1 rRNA gene is annotated in these 1,005 nt (G+C 51.1%); it reads left to right on the top strand.

Annotated elements, in window-relative coordinates:
* A 23S ribosomal RNA gene (locus ACVA53_RS24955) occupies positions 1 to 1,005 on the top strand; the annotation flags it as partial.

A 1,005-nucleotide genomic window follows, 5' to 3' on the forward strand; every position in this document is an offset into this window, starting at 1 on the left:
ACGTGAATACATAGCGTGACGAGGCGAACCGGGGGAACTGAAACATCTAAGTACCCCGAGGAAGAGAAATCAACCGAGATTCCGGCAGTAGCGGCGAGCGAACCCGGATTAGCCCTTAAGCTAGTTTGATGACAGGTGAATGTGCTGGAAAGCACAGCGATACAGGGTGATAGCCCCGTAACCGGTAGCATCTTATCAGTGAAAACGAGTAGGACGGGACACGTGATATCCTGTTTGAAGATGGGGGGACCATCCTCCAAGGCTAAATACTCCTGACTGACCGATAGTGAACCAGTACCGTGAGGGAAAGGCGAAAAGAACCCCTGTGAGGGGAGTGAAATAGAACCTGAAACCGTGTACGTACAAGCAGTAGGAGCCCACTTGTTGGGTGACTGCGTACCTTTTGTATAATGGGTCAGCGACTTAATTTTAGTAGCAAGGTTAACCGATTAGGGGAGCCGTAGGGAAACCGAGTCTTAACTGGGCGTACAGTTGCTAGGATTAGACCCGAAACCAGGTGATCTAGCCATGGGCAGGTTGAAGGTGAGGTAACACTTACTGGAGGACCGAACCGACTAATGTTGAAAAATTAGCGGATGACTTGTGGCTAGGGGTGAAAGGCCAATCAAACCTGGAGATAGCTGGTTCTCCCCGAAAGCTATTTAGGTAGCGCCTCGGACGAATACTACTGGGGGTAGAGCACTGTTAAGGCTAGGGGGTCATCCCGACTTACCAACCCTTTGCAAACTCCGAATACCAGTAAGTACTATCCGGGAGACACACGGCGGGTGCTAACGTCCGTCGTGGAGAGGGAAACAACCCAGACCGCCAGCTAAGGTCCCAAAGTTATAGCTAAGTGGGAAACGATGTGGGAAGGCTCAGACAGCCAGGATGTTGGCTTAGAAGCAGCCATCATTTAAAGAAAGCGTAATAGCTCACTGGTCGAGTCGGCCTGCGCGGAAGATTTAACGGGGCTAAGCTATACACCGAAGCTGCGGCAATGCA

The organism is Photobacterium sp. DNB23_23_1, assembly GCF_052873815.1.